Origin of the sequence: Vibrio sp. V31_P5A7T61, assembly GCF_009904895.1 — a bacterium.
Taxonomy (GTDB): domain Bacteria; phylum Pseudomonadota; class Gammaproteobacteria; order Enterobacterales; family Vibrionaceae; genus Vibrio; species Vibrio metschnikovii.
In genome coordinates, this window is sequence record NZ_WXWI01000018.1 from 72,115 (window position 1) to 97,941 (window position 25,827).

The window sequence follows — 25,827 nt, forward strand, 5'->3', positions numbered from 1 at the left end:
TCATGACGCTGATTATTGGCCTAACTGGAGGCATCGCGAGTGGCAAAACCACTGTCGCCAATCTGTTTCAAGAACATTTCTCGATTGATATCGTTGATGCCGATATCATTGCTCGGCAAGTGGTTGAAGTCGGCACTCCGGGCCTGAGCGCCATCATCGAGCACTTTGGTGAGGATATTTTACAAGACGATGGCCACTTAAACCGCAGCGCCTTGCGTGAACGAATTTTTGCCGACCCTAAAGAAAAACAATGGCTTAACGCAACGTTACACCCACTGATCAACCAACAAATGGCCGAGCAATTAAAGCTCGTTACATCGCCTTATGGTTTACTCGTTGTACCGTTATTAATTGAAAATCAATTACAATCGATGGTTGATCGCGTGTTAGTGATTGATGTAGATGAACAGACTCAAATTTCGCGCACCATGGCACGAGATAAGGTGGATGAACAACAAGCTCGAGCGATCTTAGCCGCTCAAGCAACCCGAGCTGAGCGTTTAGCGATGGCCGATGATGTGATTAAAAATGGAGCAAAAAACCGACAACTTTTGCCGCAAATCACAGAATTACATCAAAAGTATCTGGTAATGAGCGGTACAAATCGGTGAGAATACAGGTAAATCAATCAAGGCCAGTTTCATGAGCACACATAAGTTTGAACATCCGCTAAATGAAAAAACGCGCATTTATTTACGCGTCGAAGCGCTGCTCAATCAAATGGATCGAGCCTGTCAAACGGCTGACGGTATTCAGCATCAGTTGCTGTTTCGTTCTCTCTTTGACCTGCTAGATATTTTTGAGCAGATGCAACTGAAAAGTGAATTAGCAAAAGATATTGAAAAACAGCGTCAAACCTACCGACAATGGATTGATATTGACGGTGTCGACCAACAGATGCTGACTAGCCTGTTACAAGAGATTGACAGTGTTCATCGCTGCCTATTAGCCGGCGAACGCTTCGGCCAATCGCTAAAAGATGATCGATTCTTAAGTACCATTCGTCAACGATTTAACCTCCCTGGTGGCTCTTGTTGCTTTGATCTTCCCGCTCTGCATTACTGGTTACACTTATCATCAGAACAGAAGCAACTCGACATAAAACAATGGGTTGCAACCTTACAACCCCTATCTGATGCGCTTGCATTATGGTTAAAACTCACCCGAGAAACCGGGCATTTCCGAGCACGAATGGCACAAGATGGTTTCTACCAAAGCGACGCGGAAGACGCGAATATCCTGCGTTTATCGATTCCTTTAGAGTACGGCGTCTATCCGATGATTTCTGGTCATAAAAATCGCTTTGCCATTAAGTTCATTGATTTTTCTTCTGGTAAAGCCAGCAGCCGAAATATTCCTTTTGATCTTGCGGTGTGCTGCTAAATCCGTATCCTTCTGATTTGGTTTACCTACAGGATAGTGTCATGTCAAAAAAAATCACCGTGGTAAAGTGCCCCCAATGTGGCGATGATGTGCCGTGGAGCGCGCAAAGTCCTTTCCGGCCCTTTTGTAGTAAACAGTGTCAGATGATTGATTTTGGTACTTGGGCTGATGAAGAAAATACCATTCCTGGTGCACCCGATATGTCAGATAGTGACGGTTGGTCTGAAGAGCCGCTATAAGTCTCTCAGGGATAGAGGTTTAAAATACCCACCACCCTGAAGTAAATATGAGCATAAAAAAATCCCCAGCAGATTGGCTGGGGATTTTTTATGCTCTTATTCTACAACCAAAGGTTCGGTAGGTTCTGCATCAATCTCTATTTGCGTCACCCGCTGTAATCCTCTCGGTAGCAGTGCCCCTCGGCGGCCTCGCTCACCTCGGAAATTATCTAAATCCGTAGGCTTTAAGCCTAACTTTCGCTTTCCAGCGTAAAGCGTAATCGATGATCCAGACGGAATAGCCAGCAAATGAGAAACCACTTCTTCTCGCGCTTTCGCTTTCGCACTAGGAATATTAATGATCTTATTGCCTTTACCTTTGCTTAATTGCGGCAGATCTTTGATTGGAAATAGCAGCATTCGTCCCTGATTGGTCACCGCTAAAATCTCATCATGCTGCAGATCATTGACGGCTTGTGGTGCCAGTAACTCAGAGTTATTCGGCAAATTCACTAAAGCTTTACCACTGCGATTTTTCGATAACAGATCCGAACCTTTACACACAAAACCATAACCGGCATCAGAACCGACCAACCATAGCTGATCGTCTTCACCCATAATTACTTGGCGAATCGAACAGCCTTCAGTAATGTTCAACCGTCCGGTAATCGGCTCTCCCTGACCACGAGCAGAAGGCAGAGTATGTGCTTCTAATGAATAACTACGCCCATCACTGCCTAAAAAAGCCACCTGTTGATTACTCTTCCCGCAAGCATGCGCGAGGTAGTTATCACCGGATTTATAGTTCAAGCTATGGCAATCAACCTCATGCCCTTTAGCATGACGTACCCAACCTTTCTCTGAGATCACCACAGTGATCATTTCATTAGGCATCAGGTCACGTTCGGTTAAGGCTTTGGCCTCCGCCCGCTCAACAATCGGTGAGCGGCGATCGTCACCGTATTTTTCCGCATCCGCTTTTAATTCTTTCTTGAGTAGCGTGTTCAAGCGTCGCTCAGAACCAAGTAACTCTTCTAATTTAGCGCGCTCTTTATCCAAAGCATCTTGTTCGCCACGAATTTTGACCTCTTCAAGTTTTGCTAAATGGCGCAGTTTGGTGTCTAAAATCGCATCGGCTTGAATGTCGCTAATCCCGAAGCGCTCCATCAAGATGCCTTTGGGTTCATCTTCTTGACGAATGATCTCTATCACTTCGTCAATATTGAGATAAGCAATCAACAAACCCTGTAGGATATGTAAGCGAGCCAAAACCTTATCAAGACGATATTGCAAACGAGCGCGCACCGTTTCACGGCGAAATTCAATCCATTCACTCAGAATCTGCGTTAAGCCTTTAACTTCAGGGCGATTGTTCAGGCCAATCATATTGAGGTTAACCCGAAAACTCTTTTCTAAATCAGTTGAAGCGAATAAATGATTCATCAAAGTATCGCAATCAACTCGACTTGAGCGCGGTACAATCACTATCCGTGTTGGGTTTTCGTGATCCGATTCATCGCGTAAATCTTCCACCATCGGCAGCTTTTTAGCGCGCATTTGCCCAGCGATTTGCTCCAATAGTTTCGCACCAGAGACTTGGTGCGGCAGCGCTGAAATAACGATATCCGAGCCTTCTTTATGCCATACCGCACGCATTTTGATGCTACCACGCCCGGTTTGATAGATTTTTTCTAAATCAGACGGTGGTGAAATTATTTCCGCTTCGGTTGGAAAATCAGGACCTTTTACATACTGCATCAAGTCAATAAGACTGGCAGAAGGATGCTCGATCAGGTGAATCGTCGCCTCAACGACTTCACGGACATTATGGGGCGGAATATCGGTTGCCATACCAACAGCAATGCCGGTAACCCCATTAAGCAAAATATGTGGTAAGCGAGCCGGTAACATTTTCGGCTCTTGCATGGTGCCATCAAAGTTAGGCTGCCATTCCACCGTACCTTGGCCTAATTCACCCAATAGCACTTCGGCAAATTTAGACAACTTAGCTTCGGTATAACGCATCGCGGCGAACGATTTAGGATCATCCGGAGCCCCCCAGTTGCCTTGACCATCAACCAGTGGGTAACGATAAGAAAACGGCTGTGCCATCAATACCATGGCTTCATAACAGGCCGAATCGCCATGAGGATGATACTTACCCAGTACATCACCGACGGTTCGTGCCGATTTTTTGTATTTCGCTGATGCCGACAACCCCAGCTCAGACATGGCGTAAATGATCCGCCGCTGAACCGGCTTTAAACCATCGCCGATATAAGGTAAGGCGCGGTCCATAATCACATACATAGAGTAATTGAGATAGGCGTCCTCGGTAAACTTGCGCAGCGGTAACTGTTCTACGCCCTCAAAACTGATTTCACTCGACATTCTATTGTACCTCGGCCATATCACCATTGCGTTGTAACCAACTGCGTCGATCGTCCGCGCGTTTTTTACCCAGCAACATATCCATCATTTCATCGGTCTCTTTATCGTCATCAATGGTTAACTGCACTAAACGACGGGTGTTCGGATCCATGGTGGTCTCACGTAATTGCAGAGGATTCATCTCCCCCAAGCCTTTAAAACGTTGGACGTTGATTTTAGCTTTTTTACTACTGAGACGTTCGATGATTGCCTTTTTTTCATTGTCATCAAGTGCATAGTGCACTTCTTTACCGCAATCAATCCGATACAATGGCGGCATCGCCACATAGACGTGACCGGCACGAACCAAGGCACGGAAATGGCGAGTGAATAAGGCGCACAGCAATGTCGCAATGTGTAACCCATCGGAGTCCGCATCGGCTAAAATACAGACTTTACCGTAACGCAGCGCCTCTAAATCATCATTATCAGGGTCAATCCCCAAGGCAACAGAAATATCATGCACCTCTTGTGAAGCCAGCACTTGATCGGCCGAGACTTCCCAAGTATTAAGGATTTTACCGCGCAGTGGCATGATGGCTTGAAACTCACGGTTTCGCGCCTGTTTGGCACTGCCACCCGCCGAATCCCCTTCGACCAGAAACAGTTCTGTGCGGCTGAGATCTTGCTGAGAACAATCGGTTAACTTACCAGGCAACGCAGGACCAGAAGCGATTTTCTTGCGCACCACTTTTTTACTCGCGCGCATCCGGCGATGAGCATTGCTGATACACACTTCTGCCAATAACTCAGCCAATTGTGGCTTTTCATTCAACCATAAGCTAAACGAATCTTTAACAACACTGGCAACAAACGAGGCGGTTTGGCGAGAAGAAAGTCGCTCTTTGGTTTGCCCTGCGAATTGTGGATCTTGCATTTTTATCGATAAGACATAGGCGCAGCGATCGAATACGTCCTCACCGGTAAGTTTGACTCCACGCGGCAACAAATTACGAAATTCACAAAATTCACGCATCGCATCAAGCAGCCCTTGGCGTAAACCATTAACGTGCGTACCACCTTGTGGGGTAGGAATTAAGTTCACATAACTTTCGGTAATTAAATCGCCACCTTCCGGTAACCAAATGACTGCCCAGTTTGCGGCTTCTGTCTCGGTTTTAAACTCGCCCGTAAACGGCTCTTCAGGCAGTAAGGTATAACCTTTTACCCCTTCGGCAAGATAGTCTTTCAAACCGTCTTCATACAGCCAGCGATACTCGTTATTGTTAACCTTATCGGTGAAAGTAATTTCTAGACCGGGGCAAAGTACGGCTTTGGCGCGTAAATTATTGACCAAACGCGAGACGGAAAAATTAGCAGAATCAAAATAACGCGCTTCTGGCCAAAAATGCACCGAAGTACCACGATTACGACGTCCACAAGTCCCAGTGACCATTAAATCAGAGACTTTTTCACCATGTTCAAAGGCAATGTCATACACCTGACCGTCACGGCGAACCGTCACTTCAACCCGTTTAGAAAGGGCGTTAACCACCGAAATCCCCACCCCGTGTAAACCACCAGAAAATTGGTAGCTTTTATTGGAGAATTTACCGCCAGCGTGAAGCTTACATAAAATAAGTTCAACCCCAGAAACGTTCTCTTCAGGATGAATGTCTACGGGCATACCACGCCCATCATCAATCACCTCTAGTGATTGATCAGCGTGAAGTATCACCTGAACCTTAGTGGCGTATCCGGCCAACGCTTCATCGACACTGTTGTCGATGACTTCTTGCCCAAGATGATTGGGACGCGTGGTATCCGTATACATCCCGGGACGGCGACGTACTGGTTCTAAGCCATTGAGAACTTCGATGGCTCCAGCATTATATTGTTCAGTCATAATACGGAATGCTTTTATCGATAAATGATTGGTAACTTTACTACCCATTAAGGATTTACGCTTGAATTATCCACCAAAAAGCAGATTTGGTGATAAAACACAGCAGCTCAATGGAGCAAGAACAAGACAGACATAGTCTGGAAGAGCCCCTTCGATGTCAAGTGACATCCGTAAGCCTAAGGTAAAATTATGACTTTTCGCGCATGATGACAGCGAATTTATAAGTGCAGAAAATCGATGATTGCCGAAGGATAGCGCTCAAAACCAACAAAACTATGATCACCACCGTCTTCAACCGTCTGGCGAGCATGACGATATTTCTCTACCGCTTGTCGATAATCGAGCACTTCATCACCCGTTTGCTGTAATAGCCAAAAATGCTCAGGATGATCAATCGAGTCAATCTCTAGCGCTTTTAATTCATCAATATGATCAACCGTCAGCAGGTAACGTTGTTGAGTATACGGATTCTGCTGCTCACCAAGAAAATTACGCAGTAATTCATACGGTTTCACCGCTGGATTCACCAACACCGCAGGAACCGTATAGTGCGCATTAAGCCAAGTGGCTAAATAGCCACCTAATGAACTTCCCACCAGACCAATCTGATAATCGGCTTGATAAGACTCCATTAAATTACGTAACTGTTCAGCGGCTTGCTGTGGAAAAGGCGCTAATTTAGGGATAACGACCTTGATATCCGGCCGTTGCTGAGCACAATACTGCTGGATCACCTGAGCTTTGTGTGAAAGCGGTGAGCTGTTAAAACCATGTATATACAGCAGTAGCGAAGAGCGCACACCCATATTAATACCCATTTGAAGTAAAGTCCGGCACAAAGGCTCCGCGTGCTAATCGTTTGACCTGCGTTGTCACTTGACCATCAGCGTGCAATTCAAGCTCACGCCAACCAGGAGAGCATTGATCTAACGCGAAATCATCGGAATTCGGTTTAAACTGTACACACGTTGACGGACTTGCCATTACTTTTACCCCGGCGAAAGTGCGGTCCATATCTTGATGAACGTGACCACACAAAACGGCTCGTGCGTTTTGATGTCGCTGAATGACGCTCCAAAATGCATCACTGTCTTTTAAAGTATGTTGATCAAGCCAAGCACTGCCCACTAACAGAGGATGATGATGCAATAAAATCAACGCATAGCGATCTGGATGTTGAGCGAGTTTTTCATCTAATAGATTCAGTTGGTAATCACTGAGACGGCCATGCGGCACGCCAACGACTTGAGAGTCGAGTAAAATCATTTGCCAGTGCTTCCCAAGCAAGACATGCTCGGGGGCATGCAGTTGTGAAGACGGCATAACACTACCCATGTTGGGTTTATAATCATGATTACCCGGTAACCAAAAGCACGCTTTTTGCAAGGCGCTGATCTCAGAAGCAAAACGCTGATAAGACTCCGCGCTATGATCTTGTGAAATATCGCCAGTAGCAAGCAGAGCATCAAAAGCAACCTTTTGCTCAATAATCGCTTGCACAATGGCATGAAAACTGTCTGCTGTATTCACACTAAGTAAACAACCGTCATCAGCCGCAAACAGGTGCGTGTCCGTGATCTGAACAAGCTTAATATTGTCTGATGGGTCTAAACTGGGCGACACGTTCAAATTGATAAACCTAATGCTATGAATAGTTAATATTAATCGGCGCTCGGCTAATGCCTTGTTTCAAACAGAAGGTGAGCCAATCACCTAAAAAACGGTTGATTTGTGCTTTCTCATCTTTTTGCACCATCTTATGGTTAGGATACTCATAACGAGCCGCAATACGCGTTAATTGATCGCTAGCACACACTTCAGCAACTCGTGCATCGTGATACAGCCTGACAGACATCACAGGTAATGAAAACGTTGAAATATCATCACTTTGACAAATTTCCACCAAAGTTGTGTACTTTGTGACCTCGAGCACTTGTAACTGATAAATCAGATCAGCCGCTTGATAACAACGGACTTCACCTACACTCCCTGGTTTTGGCAGCAGAGCATTGAGTTTTGCGTAATTGGTTTCATAAGTTCGCATCAGATCCGCAAGATCCACATGATACGGCTTAGTGGCTATCGCTCTGCGCATGAGGTTATCAACTCCGCCATTGAGATTGTAATTGCTGATGATGCAACTCTAACCATTGTAGTGCGATTATTGAGGCACCATTCTCAATTTGACCATCTTTGATCCATTGATAAGCTTGCTGACGACTGAGCACATGCACTTTAATATCTTCACCTTCAGTGTCCAACCCATGCACACCTCCCGCCAGTGTAGTATCTACTTCACCAATGTAGACATCGAGTTTCTCAGAACATCCCCCTGAAGAAGGGTAATAACTGGTGATTTTTTCTAATCTTGCCACCGAGATCCCAGCCTCTTCGAATGCTTCACGACGTACAACGTCCTGTGCATCCTCACCCGGTTCAATCATGCCTGCGATAATTTCTTTCTGCCATGGCTGATCATGTTCTAGTGCCCCGACCCGGATCTGCTCAATGATCACTACTTCATCACGTTGAGGATCATAAGCTAACAGCGCCGCGGCGTGACCACGCTCGAACATTTCTCGCTCGATCGTCTCACTCCACCCACCTTGGAATAATCGATGCTTAAATTGGTATTTAACCATGCGAAAAAAACCTTGGAACAGTGTCTTTTTTGAGACAATCTGCAGATCATTAACGCTAAAGTGGTCTTTTTCTTGGTTTGTGGGTTGCATAGCCATTCCTTCTCGGTGAATCTATTAGTTTACTCATGAAGGTTTACGACTGCCAACGACATTGCTCAACTTTTTGTATAAAAGTTATGTTTTTTTTTAAGTGATTGCTCTTTTATCATGATAGATAGCTGATTAAATAAACTTTTTTGTGTAATGAACCATTCGCAAGCTCTGTCACTGGTTGGTTAATACATTAATTTATATTGCACAAGTGGATAATTAAGTGTAAAAAAGTGCAAACTTTCGCATGAAATACCAACAATTTGAGTTACACTCTGTCAACGTAACTCCTTTCATATCTAGGCAGGAATAGGACCGATGAAAAAACTGCTTCCTTTTTTAGTGAGTGCAACCCTTGGTAGCTTTAGTATTAACGCATGGGCCGATGATCTTGCACAAATTTATGATCAAGCAAAACAAAATGATCCGCAATTGCTCAGTGCTGCTGCTCGTCGTGAAGCCGCTTTTGAAGCAATCAATTCGAGCCGTAGTTCGTTGTTACCACAGATTAATTTAACGGCTGGGTATAACCTCACTCGTAGCGATGTTGATGCGCGCGATAGCGATCGCCTATCAGCAGGCATCAGTTTTGCTCAAGAACTGTATAACCGCTCAAGTTGGGTATCATTAGATACTGCTGAGAAACAAGCTCGCCAAGCCGATGCACAATACGCCGCCGTACAACAAGGATTGATGTTGCGCGTCGCTCAAGCCTACTTCGAAGTGTTGAGTGCACAAGATAACTTAGAATTTGTCCGTGCCGAAAAAGCCGCGGTGGCACGTCAGTTAGAACAAACTAAGCAGCGTTTTGACGTTGGGCTCTCAGCCATTACGGATGTCCATGATGCACAAGCACAATACGATAGTGTTTTAGCGCAAGAAGTTTTAGCGGATAACACCTTAATCAATAGCTATGAATCTTTGAGAGAAATTACTGGGCAAGGCTATTCGCAATTAAGCATTCTTGATACTCAACGCTTTTCAGCCAGCCGCAATACGGAATCGATGCAGGCATTGATCGAGCGAGCTCAGCAACAAAACTTAGCCTTGCTTTCTTCGCGTATTGCTCAAGATGTGGCAAAAGATAATATCGCTCTCGCCAGTTCCGGTCATTTGCCGTCGTTGAAGTTAAACGGTGGTTATAATTATGCGCGTGAGTCGAATAGCAATAATTCCGCGAATAATACCGATTTTAACGATTTTACCATTGGGCTAAATCTCAATGTTCCGCTGTATACGGGTGGTAACGTAACGTCATTAACCAAACAAGCCGAACATGCGTTTGTCGCCGCAAGCCAAGACTTAGAAGCGACCTTCCGCAGCGTGGTCAAAGATGTGCGCGCCTATAACAACAATATCAACGCTTCAATTGGCGCATTACGTGCTTATGAACAATCGGTGATTTCCGCTCGTTCTGCCCTAGAAGCAACCGAAGCCGGTTTTGAAGTTGGTACTCGGACGATTGTTGATGTATTAGATGCAACGCGACGTCTGTATGATGCCAACCGTAATCTCTCTTCAGCGCGCTACGATTATATTTTGAATCGTCTACAACTTAGTCAAGCAATTGGCTCTCTCAGCGAACAAGATATTCTCGATATCAATGCCGGACTACAACGCGTGAGTCGATAAAGCAATCCCTAAATGAAATAAGGGGCTTCAATTGAAGCCCCTTATTTTTATGCGCTTACGCGCTGAAAACACAGCGATTGGCTATCTCCATCGAGATCACCGGCGTTAACCTTTACCGCCTTTAATCGCCTTGATAATATCTGTGGTCGAACAGCCTTCTTCGAAATTCAGTACTTTCACTTCACCACCCGCAGCAATCACTTCTTCACCACCAGCGATATCTTCAGGTTTATAGTCGCCACCTTTAACTAAAATGCTTGGTAACACTTCTGAAATTAAGCGCTGCGGAGTATCTTCGCTAAATGGAACCACCCAATCTACGGCACCTAGCCCGGCTAGCACCGCCATGCGACGATCGGTTGGATTGACCGGACGCCCTGGGCCTTTCAAACGTTTCACAGACTCATCGGTATTAACCGCTACAATTAAGCGATCGCCAAGCTCTGCTGCATGGTTCAAATAAGACACATGTCCAGCGTGTAAAATATCAAAACAGCCGTTAGTCATGACAACTTTTTCACCGCGGGCTTTGGCTTTTTTGACCGCTTCAATCAGCGCACTTTCACCAATAATGCCAAAATCCGCCTCTTTGCTGCCATGAATGGCTTCAGCCAATTCAATCGTCGATACCGTCGAAGTTCCCAGTTTTCCAACCACAACGCCAGCGGCAGCATTGGCTAAAACACACGCTTCATCCAAAGATTTACCCGCAGCCACCGACGCAGCAAGCACCGAAATCACCGTATCACCAGCACCGGTTACATCAAAGACTTCTTTGGCTTGCGTTGGCAAATGGAAAGGCTCCATACCACGACGCAACAAGGTCATACCATGCTCACTGCGGGTCACCAACAACGCTTGTAGATCAAACTGTTCAATGAGCCCCAAGCCTTTTTCAACCAATTCTTGATCCGACTTAACTTTTCCTACTACCTGCTCAAACTCACCCATATTCGGTGTCAATAAGGTTGCACCACGATAGCGTTCAAAATCAGCCCCTTTAGGATCAATAAACACTGGGACATTGGCAATGCGGGCTTTTTGAATCAACTGCTGAACGTGCTCCAAAGCGCCTTTCGCATAGTCAGATAAAATCACCGCGTTCACGCTCGCCAGAGAACGTTCCATGCGCGACAGGATCAGCTGAGCATCAATATTCTCAAATTTGTCTTCAAAATCGAGACGGATCAATTGTTGTCCACGACTTAACACTCGTAATTTGGTGATGGTGGGGTAATCAGCTAAACCAACGAAGTCACACTGCACATTCAGCGAGGTTAATTTTTCTTGCAGCACTTGTGCTGGCTCGTCAATGCCAGTTAAACCTATGATATGCGCCAAACCACCTAAAGAGGCAATGTTCATCGCCACGTTAGCAGCGCCACCAGGACGCTCTTCGTTATGCTCGACTTTTACCACTGGCACTGGCGCTTCAGGGGAAATACGTCCCGTTGGACCATACCAATAACGATCAAGCATGACGTCACCAATGATAAGCACACCCGCTTTGCTGTAGTCAGGTAGGATTGGTTTCATTATCGATCTTCTCCACTATTAATCTATGGCGCAGTGTAACATAGCCCTCTATCGGCAAACTACTTTGAGTTACCGCTAAGCGGTGTCAGTACGACCAGTCTTTATCGGGTTCAGTAGGCAGCGTTTCCTCGCTGACAGCGTTCAGCCTAACCAGTGATGCCAAGTTTCAATCACCCATTCTCGCTGAGCTACCCATTGTGCTTCATCCACATCCGCATCAAGATTCAATAAGTTACGATGATGGATTTGATCTCGCATCTCGGTATACGCGCGAGTTAACGCCTCAGCTGATGCGGGATCCAGTACCGCTTCGTTCATCAACGATTCAAAAATACGCACATTATCCGACCAACGCGTTAACTTTGGATGCTGGTGACTATAACGTAAGACAAAATATTGCGCGAGAAACTCAATATCGGTGATCCCACCTTGATCGTGCTTTAACATGAAACGTCCGGCTTTTTTGCTGGCCAAGTGTTGACGCATTTTGTCACGCATCTCGACCACTTGTTGTTGCAAAGTGTTTGGATCTCGCGGCAAACAGAGTACAGAATGTCTGACATGATTAAATTTGGCTTGTAAATCCGCTTCACCGTAAATCATTCTTGCTCGGACCAAGGCTTGATGCTCCCACGTCCAAGCCTCTTGATGCTGATAATCGGCAAAAGCGTCTATCGAGCTGACCAATAACCCTGAAGCGCCGGAAGGACGTAGACGGGTATCGACTTCGTACAAAATACCGGAAGCGGTACGGGTCGAAAAAAGGTGAATGATCCGCTGAGCAAGACGCAGATAAAATTGTCGCCCATCAATCGGTTTGATCCCTTGAGTCATGGAAGAAGCCGGACAATCATGAATAAAGACAATATCTAAATCGGAGTTATAACCCAGCTCCCAGCCCCCCACTTTGCCATAGCCTACCACAGCAAAGCCTTTACCAGCTTGTTGGGTTAAATGATCCGGCACACCATGTTTAGCACTGACTTGTAACCAAGCTTGATTAACGACGGCATCGACGATGGCTTCAGCTAAATACGTTAAATGATCGCTGACCTTCATCACTGGCAACACACCCGCGATATCAGCAGCAGCGATTTTCAATATCCCGATCTGCTTAAATTGACGCAGCGCTTCCATTTGCTGCTCCATGTCCTCTTCTGGAATACGAGCAAGAAAATCACGCAGCTCGGTTTTATAACTACCAAGATCGATCGGATGATAAAGATGCTGCGGATCAATCAACTCATCCAATAAAATCGGGTAACGAGCCAGTTGCTCGGAAATCATCGGGCTGGCTGTGCACAAACGAACCAGTTGATGTAGTGCTGCTGGATATTCATCCAACAGCTCTAAATAGGTGGTGCGCGTGGCAATACTATTAAGTAAATGCAGCACTCGCGCTAAACCAAATTGCGCATCGGGATGAGAGAATATGGCTTGATAAACCTTAGGCATTAAGCGATTTAATACCTCTCGGCCACGTGGACCAATGGTTTTTTTAGCTAAATCCTGTTTAAACGTTAAGCAGCAATGTGCCAAATTCGATGGCTCTTCAATTGCTAACTCCTGCCTAAAAATAGGTAAAATCACATCCAGCTTATCTGCCATGTCCCACAATTCATGAAAATGCTCAGCCGTGGTGCTTTCTTCATCGTCATCTTCACCGATCAAAGTGATAAACACGTGATGAACTTGCGTCATATGATGTTGTAACTGGCTAAGTAACGCATCCCAACATCCATAACCCATCGCAATAGCGAGACGCAGTTGATCGTCTTCTTTCTCTGGCAGCGTTTGCGTCTGTTTGTCTTCCATGGCCTGTAATAGATTTTCTAATCGGCGCAAAAAACGATAAGCGGCCACTAACTGCGCGACTTGTTCGGCGGTTAATAGTTCAAGTTCGGCAATCGCCTGTAGTGTTTCTAATAATCCTCTCTGGCGCAAACTGGGCTCTCGTCCACCACGAATGAGCTGGAAAACTTGGGCAATAAATTCAATCTCCCGAATACCACCAGCACCCAGTTTAATGTTATTACTCAACCCACGACGACGTACCTCACTACGGATCATCGATTTCATTCGCCGCAGCGATTGAATCGCACTAAAATCGATATAACGACGAAATACAAAAGGCCGCAGCATTTGCCGTAGTTCTTGATACTGATGGTGCATTTCACGGCCCATCACCCGCGCTTTGACCATCGCATAGCGTTCCCAATCACGTCCTTGTTCTTGGTAGTAATCCTCTAATGCGGCGTAGCTCATCACTAAAGGACCGCTTTCGCCAAACGGACGCAAACGCATATCAACCCGATAACAAAAACCATCGAGTGTCGGTTGATCAAGCATTTTTATGATCCGCTGACCTAAACGGGTAAAGAACTGTCCGTTATCAATACTGCGCCTGACGCCTTGAGTTTGACCATTTTCAGGGTAAGTAAAAATCAGATCGATATCCGAAGAGAAATTGAGCTCCCCACCACCTAATTTACCCATGCCGATAATCAGCATCGGTTGAGCCTCACCTTGCGCATTGCATGGCGTTCCCCATTCTTGGCAGCACAGTGAATATTGCCATTGATACGTCTCGACGATCAGCGCTTCTGCCAGTTCAGAAAGATGCTCAAGGCTCTGCTCGACAGGCCAAGTGGCTAAAAAATCACGCCAAGCAATATAGACCATCTCTCGATAACGAAACTGACGTAAAATCCGCTGTCCGGTTTGTTCATCAGGGCACGAAGTTAGTAAAGCCTGTAATCGCTCACGATAAGTCTCTGCTCGCGATTCACTTTGTAACCAAGTAGGAAACTCATCGACCAGCCACTCATCACGAGAGAAGGTCTGGGTGACAAAGCGGCTCAACGCGGTCACATAACGAAGTGATTGCTGTAATTCAGACGGCCACTGATTCAGCTTCGGCTGCTCAGCAAGCAACTGTTGATAGGCATTATCGGCATGGGTCATTAAGCGTTCAGGGAGGTGCATAAATCATCCTTGTCTCTCATCATCGACTCACTCTATCGCAGTCTGAGATAAATAAAAACGCCCACTAAACAGTGAGCGTCGTTGATATCAATTAACCTGAACTGATCACACCTTGAAGACGGTGATTTTTCGATCCAATTCTTCGGCATTATTTTGCATCAGTTCCGAAGTTTCCAGCAACTCACTGACTACCGTGACCGATGCTTCGACTAACTCTCTCACATTGGTGATATTTTGATTGATCTCCACCGCAACACTGCTTTGTTGCCCCGCTGCTGTCGCAATCTGTAAGTTCATCTCATTGATGAGTTTGACTTGTTGGACAATACCGTCCAACTCTGTACCCGCATTGGTGATTAATTCAACGCCATCAGCCGCTTCAACGACACTTTTTTCCATTAAATCCACCGCCGAGTTAGCGCTGCTTTGTAGATGGCTAATCATATCTTGTATTTCAACCGTCGCCGTCTGAGTACGCTGAGCTAAGTTACGAACTTCATCGGCAACCACAGCAAAACCACGCCCCGCCTCGCCAGCACGAGCGGCTTCAATCGCGGCATTTAACGCCAATAAATTGGTTTGTTCAGAAATACTTTGAATGGTACCAACCACACTGCCAATCGCAACGACTCGCTCTTCAACTTGGTTTACGGCCGAAGCTGAAGCGGCAATATCTTTTGATAACTGATCAATTTTACGAATGGTTTTTTGAACAAACTGCTGCCCAGTAGCCGCACTATGAGAAGCAGTCTCGGTCAATGAAGACGCACTTTGTGCATGATCGGCGACCGTTTGTACCGTTGACGACATTTGATTCATCGCCGTAGCAATTTGGTCAATCTCATGGAACTCTTCCTGCGCGGAGTCTTTCGTCTCTGACATACTGATCGTCATGACTTCCGTCAAGGTGGTTAATTCTTGTGATGTAGTGATCTGCACTTTGATTAAATCTTGCAGTTGGCGGCGAGTTTTCTCTAACTCACGAGCGACATCACCATACTCATCTTTACAGTCCATAAAAATAGGTTCAGATAAATCGCGTTCAGCCATCTGTTTGATTGACTGACTAAGAAATTGGGTTTGACGTAACATCACTCGCGCGGCAAACATCAGTAATGAAACAAAAGTGACGATCATAAACCCAGTTTGCCAAATGACCTGCACGATATAAGTGTCATAGTGCAATTTGGCAATTTCCGTGCTTTGAGTCGCAGCAAGTAAAGAGTCATAGAACAAGCTCGCATCCCACAGTTGCTTGCCGATCACTAAAATCGTACTAAAAAACATTAGCATGACCATTTTAGGGATCAAACGTATGTCTGTGATCACCCGTTCCCACGGTTTAAATGCCATCCTCGCCATGACTGATTCTCCACTCTGTTTTTAATGCTCGCCCATCATGGTGTGATGCCCACCTACCACGTATGAATTATTTCGAGCTTCGTATGAAATTAATACTATCAAAAACCAGCGGCTCTCGATGTGTATTACCTCGCGAATTTGCAGATTGATGGTGTGATTTGTCTAAGCCGATGGATTATGCATTACACACTCTTTAATGCAGTATATATCCAACCATCACCGTTTTTATCGGCGACACATCAAATGGCTACAATGGAATAAACCAGCGGTTACGCTATTTGTGAGTTAACTCTAGTTTTTTCAACAAAGAGAGAAGTAACGGAAAGATAGGATGAAAGTGGCACATTCCCGAAGTGAAAGTTCAGAAATGTGCTTGATGAGCGTATACCCAAACGACTTGAAGTTGCAGGTAGGCGGCAAGTGAGTGAATCTCCATGAACATAGGCAAACTATGTGATTGGGGTGAACGAACGTAGCCAACACCGCTGCAGCTGCAAGTACGAAGGGGATAGTCACTATTCACGCCAATAAGGCGTCGCTTCTATCCCAATGCGACGCGTTTGCTCCATGGCGTGCAAAATCGAGTTTTCTTGACGATTAAGCCAACGGGTTAACTGCTCTTGATCTTGTTCATCTTGTAACAGATCAAGCAGTTGCTCTAACGTTTTTAAGGTTAATAAGTCATCGATACCATGTAATAAATCAATCCATGGCATCCGAAACGCTAAACGCTGCTCGGCATCATATAAACGCGCGAAACTGACCCCAGTATAAAGCGCGCGTATCAAACGATATTGCTGTTCAATGTAATCATCAGCTGAGAGTGCCTCCTCTGGCGGAAAGACCTCAACCAACTCCGCCCACGCTCGGTCAAGCTGTTTGACAGAAAAAGGCCCCACCAGTCGAGCCATTCGCTCACGAGCTTTATCATCCAAAAACGGCTGCCATCCGCGGGTTAAAATCCAACGACTCAAATCAAGCAGTAATGCCGTATAACGAGCACTGTGCAACAGTTTTAATGACGCATCACGTTGAGGTAAGGCTTCTTGGCGCTGCTTAAGCTCGTTGACTAAAAACTTACGGGCATCCAGCTTACGTAACGCATAGCCCTTATCTTTGAGTAAGTCTTCTAGATAGTCATACTGTTTTAACCACGCCAATTCACCATCTAACCATTTAAGTTCTTGACGTAAAATCGCACTGGCTCGGCGTGGAACAATACCACCGTATACGCTGAGTAATTGGCGGATAAAACTGATTGCATGACGAATCTCATGCAAAGCGGCTATCGAGTCTTGTTCGGTGTAAATTTGTTCATGGCGATGCCAATGAGCAAGAGCGTGCTCGAGTGAGCGAATAAAGCAAGACTCAACGTTATCATTGCTCTGGGTATTCACCAGCATGAGCCCTTGCACCTCATCACCTTCGTACCCCATCGCTAAACGATAACCTTTTGCCGCTTTACTTTGGTTCCCCAACCGCATACCACCTTGTTCAGAGAGGTGACGAGCAAGCAAAAACAGAGCATCTATCTGCCCCGATTTAAGCTCTAACTCAACCTCACAAATCGACGCTTGCTGATCCCCAGCCTCGACAACGCCTTGATCAAACGCCACTTCAATTTGACTACCATCATTCATGGCGACGAGCCACTGTTCACGGGTAAAATTGGTCGAGAATAAAGCGACCAATTGCGATTGCAGCGTTTCAGCATCGCGCCCTTGAGGCCAAATATCTTCAGGATGTAGGGTTAAATCGGGATGATTGCCCGTGTGCTCTGCATTGTATTCCGGCCTTTGATGCAGGCCTGCAACGACTCGTCCTGCAGTTTTGACGGTTTGCACGTACACCTCATCAAAACGACGAATACGTAGCCCAATATCGTGTTGACGTAACCAATGGTCAGCAGAATCAAAATAGGTGTTACCCAGTTGCCGACAATGGTGCTGAAGCACTTTGGTTTCGGAAATTTTATTACGCAAAACGTCTGAAAAATCAGGAGAAACAAAAAACTTCAGTTCTATCTCGGTTTCCATAGTTATACCTTTCACAGCAGATAGCGACAGGATATTGCCTAATAGACAGCGGGGCAAGTGAGAAATATCGTCCTATTGATGATCTAAAACAGTTTTAATGATTCTATTATTAGGTTACCATGCGCGCCTTTATAGCCAACGCTCAACATTTCACCAGGCTATCGTGGTGTCTGTTCTTTCTCGGTTATAGTAATTAGGTTGAATGACCATGCCAGTAAATACCATTATGGGGTTATTTGCAAAGTCCCCCATTAAGCCTTTGCAACGACACGTTGTGTGTGTCAATGAATGCTGCTCACACCTGATCAACTTCTTTGAAGTTTGTGCTCAAGGTGATTGGGAAAAAGCGGCAGAAATACGTGCACAAATTTCTCATTTAGAGAAAGAAGCCGACGTGTTAAAACGCGAAATTCGTCTGAAACTCCCTCGCGGTCTGTTTCTGCCGGTTGATCGTACTGACATGCTTGAGCTTCTCACTCAACAAGATAAGCTGGCAAATCTTGCTAAAGACATTTCTGGCCGTGTTTACGGTCGTCAGCTTATTATCCCTAAACCTCTCCAAGATAATTTCCTCGCTTATGTTCAACGCTGTCTTGACGCGGCGACACAAGCACAGAAGGTGATCAATGAACTTGACGAGTTATTGGAAACCGGATTTAAAGGTCGTGAAGTCACGCTCGTGGCGGAAATGATTAATCAACTGGATGTCATAGAAGATGATACGGACAACATGCAGATTCGCTTACGCCAACAGTTAATGGCTATCGAGTCAACCATGAATCCGATTGACGTCATATTCTTGTACAAAATCTTTGAATGGGTCGGCGGTATCGCTGATCAAGCTCAGCGAGTCGGTGCTCGACTTGAACTGATGCTTTCCCGTTCTTAAATCATTTAAGTTAACCAAATAACTAAGAGTCATAATCGTGTTTCCCACCATTCAAGCGCTGACTATATTCTTGCGCTAATGGTTTTTTTCGTGCCTAAAAAGCACCACGATGAGTCTCCGCTTGTTATCAACAACTAGGTATTACGATGGATATCCTTGCGAACTACGGCATTGTCCTGATTATTGTTGCAGCGATCTTCGGTTTATTAATGGCCATTGGTATTGGTGCAAATGACGTCGCCAATGCGATGGGCACATCTGTTGGCTCAAAAGCTCTCACCGTCAAGCAAGCGATCATCATTGCGATGATTTTTGAATTTGCTGGCGCTTATTTAGCCGGAGGCGAAGTCACCGATACGATTCGCCAAGGTGTTATTGACACCACCCTGTTTGCCGATCAACCAGACCTGCTGGTCTATGGCATGATGTCATCCCTGCTCGCCGCAGGTACTTGGCTGCTTGTTGCCTCTTATATGGGCTGGCCAGTCTCAACTACCCATTCGATTATTGGTGCGATTATTGGTTTTGCAACAATTTCTGTCGGTACAGAAGCTGTTGATTGGAGCTCAGTACAAGGCATCGTTGGCAGTTGGGTTATCACGCCATTTATTTCCGGCTTATTGGCTTACGCTATTTTTGTCAGTGCACAAAAACTGATCTTTGATACAGAAACGCCGCTGATTAATGCCAAGCGTTTCGTCCCCGTTTACATGTTTATTACCACCATGGTGATCGCCTTAGTGACCATTAAAAAAGGCTTAAAACATGTTGGGCTGCACTTAACCAGTAGTGAAGCTTGGATCTGTTCGATTCTGGTTTCAGGCATTGTCATGGTTATTGGCTATCTGTACATTTATAAGAAATTTGCCGATACCGAAGAAAACCATGGTTTTTCTAATGTTGAGCGTATTTTCTCTGTTTTAATGGTCATTACCGCCTGTGCGATGGCGTTTGCCCATGGTTCAAACGATGTCGCGAATGCGATTGGTCCCCTAGCCGCAGTGGTTTCTACGGTTGAAAGCCTAGGTAATGTCGCGTCTAAAAGTGCGATTGCCTGGTGGATACTACCACTCGGTGGTATCGGGATTGTGATCGGCCTTGCGACACTGGGTCATAAAGTGATGGCTACCGTCGGAACAGGGATCACTGAATTAACACCAAGTCGTGGTTTTGCCGCTCAGTTAGCTACCGCTTCGACGGTGGTACTCGCTTCAGGCACTGGCTTACCGATTTCAACCACTCAGACCTTAGTGGGTGCGGTGTTAGGGGTAGGCTTTGCTCGTGGCATCGCGGCGCTCAATTTAGGTGTGGTGCGTAATATTGTCGCATCATGGATTGTGACTTTACCCGCCGGTGCTTTACTGGCCGTGATCTTCTTCTATGCGATTCAAGCGGCGTTTACTTAATCGATTCGTCAATCCAATGTAAACGGATTGTCATTATTGACTCAAACGCACAGAAAGGGAGGCTCAGCCTCCCTTCTTTGTTGCGCCGCGCGCAGAAAGTTTTTACTATTTGTAAAACAAACCTTAAGACTGATAATAAAGTCGTACATAACCCTATTGCGCGCCCATCAACAGAATGAGATGATTCAAAGCTCTCACGCGCAATATTGACCATAATTAAGGGATCTACCGTGAAAAAACTCATCTGCATGGTGCTATTTTCTTTATTAGCAGCACCAGCGCTCGCTCAAGACCGTTATGTCGCAGATAAACTGTTTACTTATATGCATTCTGGCCCAAGTAATCAGTTTCGTATTATTGGATCGATTGATGCGGGAGAGAAAGTTAAACTGCTCAACACCGATAAAGAGACAGGTTATAGCCAAATTGTTGATGAACGAGGACGCAATGGTTGGATAGAAAGCCGCTTTGTAACTCGTGAAGTCAGTATGGCGGTTCGTCTGCCGCAACTTGAAAAAGAACTTAAAGAAGTAAAAAACCAACTGGCTAATGCTCGCCAAAATGCCGATAGTGAAAAAGCCGGACTGGTCGATTCATTAGAAATCCGTAACAAACAAATCGCCGATCTAGAGCAAAGTTATAGCGATATCAGTCAGCAACTGATTGCTTCGCAAACTGAAATCCGTGAACTGCGTGCTCGCTTAGATACCCAAAAAGAGGATTTACTCTTGAAATACTTTATCTATGGCGGTGGCGTTGCTGGCGGCGGCTTGCTGTTTGGTCTAGTGCTGCCACACATTATCCCTCGCCGTAAACGTAATCCGGCCGGATGGGCATAATGACACGAACAACGGTCACCTAAGGTGGCCGTTTTTGTCTTCGCACTTGTTTTCTCAATAAGGAGCCTCTGTGCAAGTTTATCTCGTCGGTGGCGCAGTGCGCGATCAATTACTCTCTTTGCCAGTACATGATCAAGATTGGGTCGTCGTCGGCAGTAGTCCAGAGCAAATGCGTCAAGCCGGCTATCAAGCGGTCGGTAAAGATTTCCCTGTCTTCTTACACCCTAAGACAAAACAAGAATATGCTCTGGCTCGTACCGAGCGTAAAACAGGATCAGGCTATACCGGATTTGCTTGTTATTACGCCCCAGATGTCAGTCTTGAAGAAGACCTCGCTCGGCGCGATCTGACCATCAACGCCATAGCACAAGACAACACCCGCAAGCTGATTGATCCCTATGGGGGTCAGCGTGATTTGCACAACCGTCTATTACGCCACGTTTCTGATGCCTTTATCGAAGATCCGCTTCGCGTCCTTCGCGTCGCACGATTTGCGGCAAAGTTAGCACATCTCGGGTTTACCATTGCTAGCGAGACGATGCAATTAATGACACAGATCGCTCAATCTGGAGAGTTACATCATTTAACCGCGGAGCGCATCTGGCAAGAGTGGCATAAATCGCTTTCGACCGCGAATCCAGAAGTCTTTCTCTCTACACTGCGCGAATGTGGGGCGCTGGCTATTGTATTACCTGAAATTGACCGCTTATTCGGTGTCCCACAGCCCAAGCAGTGGCACCCTGAAATAGATACCGGAGTACACACGTTAATGGTCGCCGCACAAGCGGCAAAGCTCTCTCCATCCATTGCGGTGCGTTTTGCTGCGCAAGTACATGATGTAGGTAAAGGCGTAACACCGCAGAATGAATGGCCAAGCCACAAAATGCACTGCCATACCGGAGTTAAGATTATTAACGCGTTATGCGAACGTGTCCGCATTCCTAATGAGTGCAAAGATCTAGCATTATTAGTCTGTGAACAACATTCAAACATTCATCGAGCGGCAGAGCTTAAAGCAAGCACCAAGCTTAAGATACTCGATAAACTCGATGTCTGGCGTAAACCCGAGCGTTTGCATGACGTTTTGCTCTGTTGTCAGGCGGATCACGCTGGTCGATTAGGCTGCGAAGCAAACGCTTATCCGCAACGCGATCTCTTTCTTAATGCTTATCAAGCGGCTCTAAGTGTCGAGGTACAGCAGGTGATCGCTGATGGTTTTCAGGGAAAAGCTATTAAAGAAGAGCTTAATAAACGACGAATACAAGCGATTAGCGCAGCGGCATAAGCCCTACTGCACTGGCCTTGTACTTATCTTCAATATAAAAAAACGCCCTGCTATGCAGGGCGTTCTCTAAGCAATAATGCTAAGCCGTATCCAAAAGGATTACGCTTGGCCTTTCACTTCTTTTAGACCGTTGAAAGGAGCACGACCCGCTAGCGCTTCTTCAATACGGATCAATTGGTTGTACTTAGCAACGCGATCAGAACGGCTCATAGAACCCGTTTTGATTTGACCTGCAGCAGTACCTACCGCTAGATCAGCAATCGTTGCATCTTCAGTTTCGCCTGAACGGTGAGAGATAACTGCAGTGTAACCAGCATCTTTCGCCATCTTGATAGCTGCCAATGTTTCAGTTAGAGAACCGATTTGGTTAAACTTGATCAGGATTGAGTTAACAATACCTTTCTCAATACCTTCTTTCAGGATCTTAGTGTTGGTTACGAACAGATCATCACCCACTAATTGCAGCTTGTCACCAAGTAGTTCAGTTTGGTGCTTGAAGCCATCCCAATCTGACTCATCAAGACCGTCTTCGATAGATACGATTGGGAACTTGTTAGCTAGCTCAGCAAGGTAGTGGTTGAACTCTTCTGAAGTGAAGGTTTTACCTTCACCTTTCATGTTGTAGATGCCGGCTTCTTTGTCGAAGAACTCAGATGCTGCACAGTCCATCGCTAGAGTGATGTCTTTACCTAACACGTAGCCAGCCGCTGCAACCGCTTCTGCGATAACTTCTAGCGCTTCAGCGTTAGATTTTAGGTTAGGAGCGAAACCACCTTCGTCACCAACAGCAGTGTTGTAGCCTTTAGATTTAAGCACTTTAGCTAGGTTATGGAACACTTCTGCGCCCATACGTACTGCTTCTTTTAGCGTTTTTGCGCCAACAGGTTGGATCATGAACTCTTGGATATCTACGTTGTTATCGGCGTGCTCACCACCGTTGATGATGTTCATCATTGGTAGAGGCATAGAGAATTGACCAGGAGTGCCGTTTAACTCAGCGATGTGCTCATACAAAGGCATACCTTTAGCGGCAGCGGCTGCTTTCGCGTTCGCTAGTGATACCGCAAGAATCGCGTTCGCACCAAACTTAGATTTGTTTTCCGTGCCATCAAGGTCGATCATCACTTGGTCAATTGTCGCTTGATCTTTTGCGTCTTTACCGACAAGAGCATCAGCAATTGGGCCATTAACCGCAGCAATCGCTTTAAGAACACCTTTACCTAGGAAACGAGACTTGTCGCCGTCACGTAGCTCAAGCGCTTCGCGAGAACCAGTAGATGCACCAGATGGAGCTGCTGCCATACCAACGAAACCGCCTTCTAGGTGTACTTCAGCTTCTACTGTTGGGTTACCACGTGAGTCGATGATTTCACGACCTAGAACTTTAACGATCTTAGACATTAATGTTTCCTCTCATTGAATTTAAATGTCAAAACTAAAAGGATAGCCGCACAACTTAAGCCGCTACCCATATCCTTTTACTTTAATTCACCGCGTTGGAACTGACCGGCTGCTTTCACAAAACCTGCAAATAATGGATGACCATCACGAGGCGTCGATGTGAATTCTGGGTGGAATTGAGCCGCAACAAACCATGGATGAGCTGGGTTTTCAATCACTTCCACCAGTTTCTTGTCTGCTGACAATCCAGACACTTTCAAGCCTGCTTTTTCAATTTTTGGACGAAGATGGTTATTCACTTCGTAACGATGGCGATGACGCTCATGAATCGTCGCGCTACCATAAAGCTCATAAGCTTTGGTGCCTTTCGTCAAGTGGCAAAGTTGCGAACCTAAACGCATGGTGCCGCCCAAATCGGAACTTTCGGTACGCTCTTCTACCTTACCTTCACCATCAACCCACTCGGTAATTAAGCCTACCACAGGGAATGGGGTTTCTTTGTTAAATTCTGTTGAATGTGCGCCTTCCATACCAGCGACATTACGTGCGTATTCAATCAACGCCACTTGCATCCCCAGACAGATACCTAAATAAGGGACATTATTTTCACGTGCATATTGAGCAGCAAGGATTTTACCTTCAATACCACGATCACCAAAGCCACCTGGAACCAAAATAGCGTCAACACCTTCTAAGATTTCAACACCTTTGGTTTCAACATCTTGCGAATCGATGTATTTGATATGCACGCTTAAACGGTTTTTAAGGCCCGCGTGTTTCAGTGCTTCGTTAACCGATTTATACGCATCCGGTAACTCGATGTATTTGCCGACCATGCCAATCGTCACTTCACCCGTTGGGTTAGCATCTTCATAAATGACTCGTTCCCACTCGGTAAGATCGGCTTCTGGAGCGGTAATACCAAATCGTGCACATACCAAGTCATCTAAACCTTGTGACTTGATAAGCTGAGGGATTTTGTAGATCGAATCAACATCCTTCATTGAGATAACGGCTTTTTCAGGGACGTTACAGAATAGAGCAATTTTCTTACGCTCATTCGCAGGGATCACTCGATCACTACGACAAACTAGAATGTCAGGTTGAATACCAATCGAGAGTAGCTCTTTAACCGAATGTTGGGTTGGTTTGGTTTTTACTTCACCAGCGGCAGCAAGATAAGGCACTAACGTCAGATGCATAAACATCGCCCGCTCACGACCAACTTCGATCGCTAGCTGACGAATGGCTTCCATGAAAGGTAAAGACTCGATATCACCGACGGTACCACCAACTTCAACAATCGCGATTTCATGGCCTTCAGAGCCAGCAAGAACACGATCTTTGATCGCATTGGTAATATGAGGAATAACCTGAATCGTTGCACCTAGGTAATCACCACGACGCTCTTTACGCAATACATCAGCATAAACACGACCAGCCGTAAAGTTATTGCGCTTAGTCATTTTGGTACGAATAAAACGTTCGTAGTGACCAAGGTCAAGGTCAGTTTCAGCGCCATCTTCCGTGACAAACACTTCACCATGTTGGGTTGGGCTCATTGTGCCCGGATCAACGTTGATGTAAGGGTCAAGCTTCATCATGGTCACTTTAAGACCACGAGCTTCTAAAATCGCCGCAAGCGATGCTGCTGCAATACCTTTACCTAGAGAGGATACAACCCCGCCAGTAACAAAAATATAATTTGTTGTCATGTTTAACCTGAAATTGGTTGAATGAGGGAAATGGATTTCTTCTGGACGGGATAAAACTATACCAGAACCCATTTATCGCCACAACGTGAAATCTATCACACTCAGTTTTTTATTTTTTGCTTCAAATCAAAC

Annotated in this window: 20 protein-coding genes; 8 read left to right on the top strand and 12 right to left on the bottom strand. The window is 45.7% G+C overall.

Annotation, left to right across the window (positions count from 1 at the left end; all coding sequences use genetic code 11):
- The first annotated feature begins 2 nt into the window (after positions 1-2).
- The 3 genes from coaE to yacG are packed head-to-tail and all read left to right on the top strand — an operon-like array spanning position 3 to position 1,622.
- Positions 3-611 (top strand): dephospho-CoA kinase, encoded by a 609-nt coding sequence (gene coaE, locus CAG58_RS02805; protein ID WP_158138885.1) that lies wholly within the window; start codon positions 3-5, stop codon positions 609-611.
- Between the two features lie 31 nt (positions 612-642).
- Positions 643-1,383: a cell division protein ZapD gene (gene zapD, locus CAG58_RS02810; protein WP_004394266.1), complete on the top strand. Its 741-nt coding sequence runs from the start codon at positions 643-645 to the stop codon at positions 1,381-1,383.
- Positions 1,384-1,424: 41 nt separating this feature from the next.
- A complete protein-coding gene (gene yacG / locus CAG58_RS02815) occupies positions 1,425-1,622 on the top strand; it encodes a DNA gyrase inhibitor YacG (RefSeq protein WP_040903818.1) in 198 nt (65 codons plus the stop codon).
- Between the two features lie 96 nt (positions 1,623-1,718).
- On the opposite strand, the gene parC is transcribed toward yacG, so the two are convergent.
- The 6 genes from parC to nudF form a co-directional block, all read right to left on the bottom strand.
- Positions 1,719-3,992, bottom strand: coding sequence for a DNA topoisomerase IV subunit A (gene parC / locus CAG58_RS02820; RefSeq protein ID WP_161426027.1), 2,274 nt, complete (start codon positions 3,990-3,992; stop codon positions 1,719-1,721).
- 1 nt (position 3,993) lies between these two features.
- Complete coding sequence (gene parE / locus CAG58_RS02825; protein ID WP_161426028.1) at positions 3,994-5,877, bottom strand: DNA topoisomerase IV subunit B; 1,884 nt, start codon at positions 5,875-5,877, stop codon at positions 3,994-3,996.
- A 218-nt stretch (positions 5,878-6,095) separates the two neighbouring features.
- Positions 6,096-6,683, bottom strand: a complete 588-nt coding sequence (gene yqiA / locus CAG58_RS02830) for an esterase YqiA (protein WP_154170737.1) — start codon at positions 6,681-6,683, stop codon at positions 6,096-6,098.
- Between the two features lies 1 nt (position 6,684).
- Positions 6,685-7,506, bottom strand: coding sequence for a 3',5'-cyclic-AMP phosphodiesterase (cpdA, locus tag CAG58_RS02835; protein ID WP_004394272.1), 822 nt, complete (start codon positions 7,504-7,506; stop codon positions 6,685-6,687).
- Between the two features lie 16 nt (positions 7,507-7,522).
- On the bottom strand, positions 7,523-7,972 hold the full coding sequence (locus CAG58_RS02840; protein WP_161426029.1) for a DUF1249 family protein: 450 nt from the start codon (positions 7,970-7,972) through the stop codon (positions 7,523-7,525).
- 7 nt (positions 7,973-7,979) lie between these two features.
- A complete protein-coding gene (nudF, locus tag CAG58_RS02845) occupies positions 7,980-8,609 on the bottom strand; it encodes an ADP-ribose diphosphatase (RefSeq protein WP_154170144.1) in 630 nt (209 codons plus the stop codon).
- Between the two features lie 318 nt (positions 8,610-8,927).
- Between nudF and tolC the strand changes: the two genes are divergently transcribed.
- Complete coding sequence (tolC, locus tag CAG58_RS02850; protein ID WP_158138890.1) at positions 8,928-10,241, top strand: outer membrane channel protein TolC; 1,314 nt, start codon at positions 8,928-8,930, stop codon at positions 10,239-10,241.
- 105 nt (positions 10,242-10,346) lie between these two features.
- On the opposite strand, the gene hldE is transcribed toward tolC, so the two are convergent.
- From hldE to CAG58_RS02870, 4 genes are all read right to left on the bottom strand, one after another.
- Complete coding sequence (hldE, locus tag CAG58_RS02855; RefSeq protein WP_161425898.1) at positions 10,347-11,777, bottom strand: bifunctional D-glycero-beta-D-manno-heptose-7-phosphate kinase/D-glycero-beta-D-manno-heptose 1-phosphate adenylyltransferase HldE; 1,431 nt, start codon at positions 11,775-11,777, stop codon at positions 10,347-10,349.
- Between the two features lie 141 nt (positions 11,778-11,918).
- Positions 11,919-14,762: a bifunctional [glutamate--ammonia ligase]-adenylyl-L-tyrosine phosphorylase/[glutamate--ammonia-ligase] adenylyltransferase gene (gene glnE, locus CAG58_RS02860; RefSeq protein ID WP_161425899.1), complete on the bottom strand. Its 2,844-nt coding sequence runs from the start codon at positions 14,760-14,762 to the stop codon at positions 11,919-11,921.
- Positions 14,763-14,867: 105 nt separating this feature from the next.
- The gene (locus CAG58_RS02865) at positions 14,868-16,124 is read right to left on the bottom strand and encodes a methyl-accepting chemotaxis protein (protein WP_161425900.1); all 1,257 of its coding nucleotides are present in this window, start codon (positions 16,122-16,124) and stop codon (positions 14,868-14,870) included.
- A gap of 515 nt (positions 16,125-16,639) precedes the next feature.
- The gene (locus tag CAG58_RS02870; protein ID WP_161425901.1) at positions 16,640-18,160 is read right to left on the bottom strand and encodes a CYTH and CHAD domain-containing protein; all 1,521 of its coding nucleotides are present in this window, start codon (positions 18,158-18,160) and stop codon (positions 16,640-16,642) included.
- Positions 18,161-18,368: 208 nt separating this feature from the next.
- On the opposite strand from CAG58_RS02870, the gene CAG58_RS02875 reads away from it, so the two are divergent.
- The 4 genes from CAG58_RS02875 to CAG58_RS02890 all read left to right on the top strand — a co-directional run bounded on the left by CAG58_RS02875 (position 18,369) and on the right by CAG58_RS02890 (position 22,579).
- Complete coding sequence (locus tag CAG58_RS02875; protein ID WP_161425902.1) at positions 18,369-19,049, top strand: TIGR00153 family protein; 681 nt, start codon at positions 18,369-18,371, stop codon at positions 19,047-19,049.
- Between the two features lie 146 nt (positions 19,050-19,195).
- Positions 19,196-20,455, top strand: a complete 1,260-nt coding sequence (locus CAG58_RS02880) for an inorganic phosphate transporter (RefSeq protein ID WP_158138894.1) — start codon at positions 19,196-19,198, stop codon at positions 20,453-20,455.
- A gap of 230 nt (positions 20,456-20,685) precedes the next feature.
- On the top strand, positions 20,686-21,294 hold the full coding sequence (locus CAG58_RS02885) for a TIGR04211 family SH3 domain-containing protein (protein WP_154170138.1): 609 nt from the start codon (positions 20,686-20,688) through the stop codon (positions 21,292-21,294).
- Positions 21,295-21,364: 70 nt separating this feature from the next.
- Positions 21,365-22,579: a multifunctional CCA addition/repair protein gene (locus CAG58_RS02890; protein WP_161425903.1), complete on the top strand. Its 1,215-nt coding sequence runs from the start codon at positions 21,365-21,367 to the stop codon at positions 22,577-22,579.
- Positions 22,580-22,678: 99 nt separating this feature from the next.
- On the opposite strand, the gene eno is transcribed toward CAG58_RS02890, so the two are convergent.
- Together eno and CAG58_RS02900 are read right to left on the bottom strand one after the other, a co-directional pair.
- Complete coding sequence (gene eno, locus CAG58_RS02895; RefSeq protein WP_004394305.1) at positions 22,679-23,980, bottom strand: phosphopyruvate hydratase; 1,302 nt, start codon at positions 23,978-23,980, stop codon at positions 22,679-22,681.
- A 77-nt stretch (positions 23,981-24,057) separates the two neighbouring features.
- Complete coding sequence (locus CAG58_RS02900; RefSeq protein WP_161425904.1) at positions 24,058-25,695, bottom strand: CTP synthase; 1,638 nt, start codon at positions 25,693-25,695, stop codon at positions 24,058-24,060.
- Positions 25,696-25,827: the final 132 nt, after the last annotated feature.